Here is a 5,639-nt window from a genome sequence, read left to right as displayed (position 1 = left end):
GATGATGATGCCGACGACATCAGTTCCGACATTGATGTCCCGTCCGAGAAAGACGAACACGACTCCTGAAGTCGTAACAGAACGGGGCCTGTCCTACGCGGCAGCGCCCTGTTTTCCTGAATAAATCTGTTCAGTTTACTGAAGATTGCAGCCGCACCTGATCTCAGGCCGCGGGCGTGCTACCGGACAGGCCCGGTTAAAGCCTCCGCCCCATACAATCGAATCGCGCTGTCAGATCAAAGCCCGCTGTTTTCAGTCGCGCTCTATAGTGCATTGAAGAGGATGCTGGTTCTGTCTTGCCAGATCCATGACGAGGGACACCTTGCTTTCGGCAACCTCGTACGTGAAGACGCCGCAGACTCCCACGCCCTTCTTGTGCACATGCAGCATGATATTGGTGGCTTCATCGCGATTTTTGTTAAAAAACCGCTCCAGCACATGCACGACGAATTCCATGGGCGTGTAGTCGTCATTCAGCATGAGGACCTTGTACATCGACGGCTTTCTGGTCTTGGGAACAGCCCTGACCAGAACGCCGATATCCGATGTGTTGTCTTCTGAATTCTCCGTCATGAAACTCACTCGGCTGCTCCGCGGCGAAATTTCCCCTCGCTCTTCCTGACAGAGAAGGCCGGGCTGCCACGCTTATCGTGCTTCTCTAAACCGCCCGACTGCGCAAGGAAACAAAAAATCAGGAACCGGACCAGCGGAACCCTTTCTGATGGTCAGTCTGCGTTGTGCACAGAGTGACCCTGTCACCTTGCCGCCATTTTTCTTAAAAAGTTGTTGCGCACAAACGCCCGGACGGCTTTGCATTTTCCGAAATATTAGTAACTTTACCTCTAGACGATGGATTCGGCACTGCTAAGCTCTTGTCCAAACACCCATCAGGATTGTTGTGCGCTTCGCCATGAAAAAGAACTGTGGATTCCCGGCCTGTTTCTCCGAAGTGAATGACGGATCCGCTCGTTCCAAGGCAAAAAATTTCCTTTCTAAAATCAATGAGTTATCGATAGTCAGGCGCGCACCCAAAAAAGGACTCGCAGCCACACTCGTTCTCTCATCCCTTTTCGCGGTCGATTCTGCCCGCGCCCAGTATGTCGGACATGTGAGCGCCTTCATCGAAGACGCACGCTCCGGCACAGTGCTGGCGCAAATTAATCCTGACCTTCAGCGTTACCCTGCCAGCCTCACAAAGCTGATGACTCTGTACATGGCGTTTCAGGCACTGCGTAACGGCCAGATCTCTCTGGATCAGGCCGTTCCCGTTTCCGTGAGAGCCGCCACCCGTGAACCGTCCAAACTCGGACTCGTGCCGGGCTCCTACATCACAGTGGAGCAGGCCATTCTCGGACTTGTCACCAAGTCGGCCAATGACGCGGCCTGTGCGCTTGGTGAACTGGTCGGCGGTGATGAAGTGCGTTTCGCCGCCATGATGACAGCACAGGCCCATGCGCTTGGCATGACATCCACAACCTTCCGCAATGCGTCCGGCCTTCCCGATCCGGATCAGGTCACGACCGCACGGGATCTGGCCACCCTCGGACGCCGTCTGATTTCAGATTTTCCCGAGGACTACCACTACTTCTCGACACCCGTTTTCTATTTTCACGGGCATGAAATTCCGAACCACAATCCGATGCTCCGGTTTTATCCGGGCGCTGACGGCATGAAGACTGGTTACACTGCGCAGGCAGGTCTCAATCTCGTGGCGTCCGCCATTCGTGAGAATGTTCGGCTGGTCGGTGTTGTCATGGGCGCATCCTCCAATGCCGAACGCACCCGCACAATGGCTGACCTGATGGATCAGGGATTTCAGGATGAGGGCGTCGCCCCAGTCGAAAGAAGAGCGATCGCTCCCCGGCCGCTTGTCATTGCCCGCGGCACCAGCGCTGCGTCCCGACGTCATCAACTGCGTCTCTATGCAGCCAGTGGTCTAGGCAAAAAGCAGCCACTTCAGGTTGCTGAAGCACCACGTGGTGGTCGCCTCAAGAAGCTCGGCATCATTCATTTTGTGGTGGCGCGCTCTCCCATCACAAAGCACGCCAAGAGCAGCGAGGCTTCCCGTTCGCTCCATAGCGCAGCCAAACCCGCGCATCGTTCCAAAACCTGAGCAAATTTTCTCGACGTTGTTCACAATCAGGTCGGCAGCAGCTCGCCGACTTGATGAATGGCCTCAACGCAACAGAACAATCGCTCGGGTAATGCCCGCCAGATCGGCGCAGAGTTCCACAACCGATAGACCGGCCATCCGGGCGATATTCGCCACATCCTCCTCTTGACCGATCCCAAACTCCAGAATGGCCAGCCCTTGCGGTTGCAGCAGGTCCGTCAGTCTGGGAATGATCTGACGGTAAGCGTCCAGCCCATCATCGCCGCCATCGAGAGCAGCGCCCGGCTCATACGCCACCACGTCTTTCATCAGGCCGGGAATATCGTTCTTCGGAATGTAAGGTGGATTGGAGAGAACCACGTCGAAGCGGGTACTCAGTGGATCACTCCAGTCAGCCACCACAAAATCCGCTCGTGACGTCAGATCGTTCAGCTTCGCGTTTTTCCGTGCCTGTCTCGCTGTCCTTTCGGCACGATCTACCCCTATTCCGAAAGCCTGAGGGTATTCATTCAGTGCTGCCAGCAGCAGGCAGCCACTTCCAGTCCCAAGATCCAGCACCGATGCCACGGAGTGACGGTCTGGGCGATACCGAAGAAGCGCTTCCACAAGCGTCTCTGTATCACCACGCGGGATCAGCGTGTCTGGCGTGACTTCCAGATCAAGCGTCCAGAAGCCCTTCCTGCCACTGAGATAGGCCATCGGCTCACCCGCACCGCGACGCCGCACGAAATCGGCAAACAGTTCTGTCTCGGGCATGATTTCGTCAGCATGCGTCAGTTGCCAACTGACCTCCCTGCTGTAGGCCAGTTCGAACAGCAGCCGGGCTTCCCTGCGGGCCAGCTCGATCCCGTGTTCATCAAGATACGCTGCCGCCCACCGGATCAAAGCCCCTGCCCGGCTATCGTCTGCAGGCGTCATAACGTATTATAAAGCTGTTTCATGACATCGGTTTTTGCACATATCGCCGGTTGATGGCGAGCATCTCACTACCGGAGAGAGACAGTTTCTCATGACTGCACGCACTCTTTCGGGCTTTTCTCGCCCTTACGTCTATCGTTCCCTGAAAGCCGCCTGTCTGCTGGTCACGATGGCTGCTCTGACAGGTGGTTCAGCCTGGGCCACGCAGTTTGTTGTTGAAGACGGCAAGGCGACCCAGGAAGTCTCCGAAACTTCCCGGCTCTATATTGATGGCGAACTGATGGCGACCATGGTGCTGGATGAAAAAACGCCCCAACGCCGCGCCGTCATTAACGTCCCGGACAAACCATCCTATACCTACGCACTCTGCGGTGAGATTGTAGTGCGCAACGCCGAAGGAAAGGCCGAGACGCATCTCGTCACCAGTCAGGGCACGCTTTACGATCCGAGCGGGCATGTCTTTCAGGCGATGGGCGCACAGAATTTCACGGATTTCTATCTGATTGACCCATCTTCGCCCGCTACCGCTCAACATGAGCCGGGTCGCAAGGGCGCGTGCACGGTCGCGACAAGCTGAACATTCCGGGACATGGTCAGGTGGAACATTCGAGGCTCTGTGCAACAGGGCCTCATCTTTTTGTGCTTGGCATCTGATCGTCATCGGCTGTCACAGGATGCCGACACTGGGCCTTTCCAGACGTAAATCTTATCTTTTTCACATCTGCCATATCGAAAGAATATACATCAACTCTCCCTGAGCACTGCCTTTCTTCCGTTTGGCGCTCTATGGTGGGCCAGATAAGAAAACAACAACTTTCAAGGCCCTTTCAGAATGTCGTCTCTCCAGAATAGCCCTGAACTCATTTCCACCCTGAAAACCATTGTCGGTCACGCGCACGTCATGACTGGCGACGCCTCCACTTACCGCTTCACGCATGGTTTTCGCTTTGGGGCTGGCAAGGTGCTGGCTGTCGTCCAGCCCGGCTCGCTTGTGGAACTCTGGCGCGTGGCGAAAGCCTGCACCGATGACGGCAAGATCATCATCATGCAGGCCGCTAACACGGGCCTGACGGGCGGCTCGACACCGGACGGCAACGATTATGACCGCGATATCGTGCTCATCAGCACGCTGCGACTGGATCGCTCGCATCTGATTGGCGACGGCAAGCAGGTCGTGTGCCTGCCGGGCGCCACACTTTATGAACTGGAAGCCAAGCTGGCCGCGATCGGACGCGAGCCTCACTCGGTGATCGGTTCCTCCTGTATCGGTGCGTCGGTTCTAGGTGGCGTCAGCAACAACTCCGGTGGCGCGCTTGTGCAACGTGGACCAGCTTACACTGAAATGGCGATTTTCGGTCAGGTTGGAGAGGACGGACAGCTTCGCCTCGTCAACCATCTGGGCATCCAGCTTGGCAATGACCCGGAAGCCATGCTCCGCAAGCTGGAAGAGGGCAGCTTTTCCGAAGCCGATATCGACTGGAACGCCGGACGTGGCCATGACGGCAATTATATCAGCCATGTTCGTGAAATCGACGCCGATACCCCTGCCCGCTTCAACGCCGACCCACATCGCTGGCACGAGGCCGCCGGTAGCGCGGGCAAGTTGGTCACCTTCGCCGTGCGTCTCGACACGTTTCCGGCCGAGAAAAACACCAGCGTTTTCTATATCGGAACCAACAGCACCGATGAACTGGAAGACCTGCGCCGTCACTTACTGACAGGTTTCGACACTCTGCCGATCGCCGGTGAATACATCCACCGCGATGCTTTCAACATTGCTGAAAAATACGGCAAGGATACGTTTGCGGTCATCCGTTACTGCGGCACCAAAGTGCTGCCGACCATGTTCGCCCTGAAGTCCCGCTTCGATATCTACGCCAAAAAACTTGGCTTCCTGCCAGAACATTTCAGTGACCGGGTCATGCAGACCCTGAGCACCCTTCTGCCCCAACAGCTTCCGCAGCGGATGCTGAACTACCGTGACCGGTTCGAACACCATTTGATGCTGAAAGTATCAGCCGAACTGACCGGCCCTGTGGAAACCTATCTGACGGAATTCTTTGGCAAGGCGACAGGCGAGTTTTTCAAATGCACTGACGATGAAGGCAAGCGCGCCTTCCTGCATCGCTTCGCCGCCGCTGGTGCCGCCATCCGTTATCGCGCCGTTCACCCCCGCGAGGCGCAGGATATTGTCGCACTTGATGTCGCCCTGCGTCGCAATGACCGGAAATGGTTCGAGACGCTACCGAAAGAGATTGAGGACAAGCTGATCGTCAAACTCTATTACGGCCACTTCCTGTGCCATGTGATGCATCAGGATTACGTCGTGAAAAAGGGTTATGACGCCATGGAAGTTGAACATTCCATGCTGCCCGGCCTTGATGCTCGTGGTGCGAAATACCCTGCCGAGCATAATGTCGGCCACCTCTATCAGGCACCGCAGGAAATGCTGGACCACTACCGCTCGCTCGATCCGTGCAACTGCATGAATCCGGGGATCGGCAAGGCGACGAAACGGAAGAACTGGGTGGCGGAGAGCGTTTGAGGCCGGTGGAAAGTAATGGGGCGGGAGTGTCAGCTTTCGTCTAATTCTGTTGAAAAAGTCGCT

At 56.2% G+C, this 5,639-nt stretch carries 5 protein-coding genes; 3 read left to right on the top strand and 2 right to left on the bottom strand.

What is annotated here, in order from left to right; all coding sequences use genetic code 11:
* Positions 1 to 252: 252 nt before the first annotated feature.
* Positions 253 to 573: an ATP-dependent Clp protease adapter ClpS gene (gene clpS / locus B3759_RS00555; RefSeq protein ID WP_077813012.1), complete on the bottom strand. Its 321-nt coding sequence runs from the start codon at positions 571 to 573 to the stop codon at positions 253 to 255.
* A gap of 337 nt (positions 574 to 910) precedes the next feature.
* Here clpS and B3759_RS00550 point away from each other — a divergent pair, with 337 nt between their 5' ends.
* Positions 911 to 2,113 carry a D-alanyl-D-alanine carboxypeptidase family protein gene (locus tag B3759_RS00550; protein ID WP_291362641.1) on the top strand — a complete coding sequence of 401 codons (1,203 nt, stop codon included), beginning with the start codon at positions 911 to 913 and terminating at the stop codon, positions 2,111 to 2,113.
* 63 nt (positions 2,114 to 2,176) lie between these two features.
* Here B3759_RS00550 and prmC read toward each other — a convergent pair whose 3' ends face one another.
* The gene (prmC, locus tag B3759_RS00545) at positions 2,177 to 3,031 is read right to left on the bottom strand and encodes a peptide chain release factor N(5)-glutamine methyltransferase (RefSeq protein WP_291362639.1); all 855 of its coding nucleotides are present in this window, start codon (positions 3,029 to 3,031) and stop codon (positions 2,177 to 2,179) included.
* A gap of 91 nt (positions 3,032 to 3,122) precedes the next feature.
* Between prmC and B3759_RS00540 the strand changes: the two genes are divergently transcribed.
* Both B3759_RS00540 and dld read left to right on the top strand, forming a co-directional pair.
* Positions 3,123 to 3,608, top strand: coding sequence for a hypothetical protein (locus tag B3759_RS00540; RefSeq protein ID WP_291362637.1), 486 nt, complete (start codon positions 3,123 to 3,125; stop codon positions 3,606 to 3,608).
* A gap of 255 nt (positions 3,609 to 3,863) precedes the next feature.
* The gene (dld, locus tag B3759_RS00535; RefSeq protein WP_291362635.1) at positions 3,864 to 5,576 is read left to right on the top strand and encodes a D-lactate dehydrogenase; all 1,713 of its coding nucleotides are present in this window, start codon (positions 3,864 to 3,866) and stop codon (positions 5,574 to 5,576) included.
* The last annotated feature ends 63 nt before the right edge of the window (positions 5,577 to 5,639 follow it).

Origin of the sequence: Acetobacter sp. UBA5411, from assembly GCF_002409645.1 — a bacterium.
GTDB lineage: Bacteria > Pseudomonadota > Alphaproteobacteria > Acetobacterales > Acetobacteraceae > Acetobacter.
The sequence above is the reverse complement of the archived record's forward strand: the minus strand, read 5'-3'. Positions and strand labels throughout refer to the sequence as shown.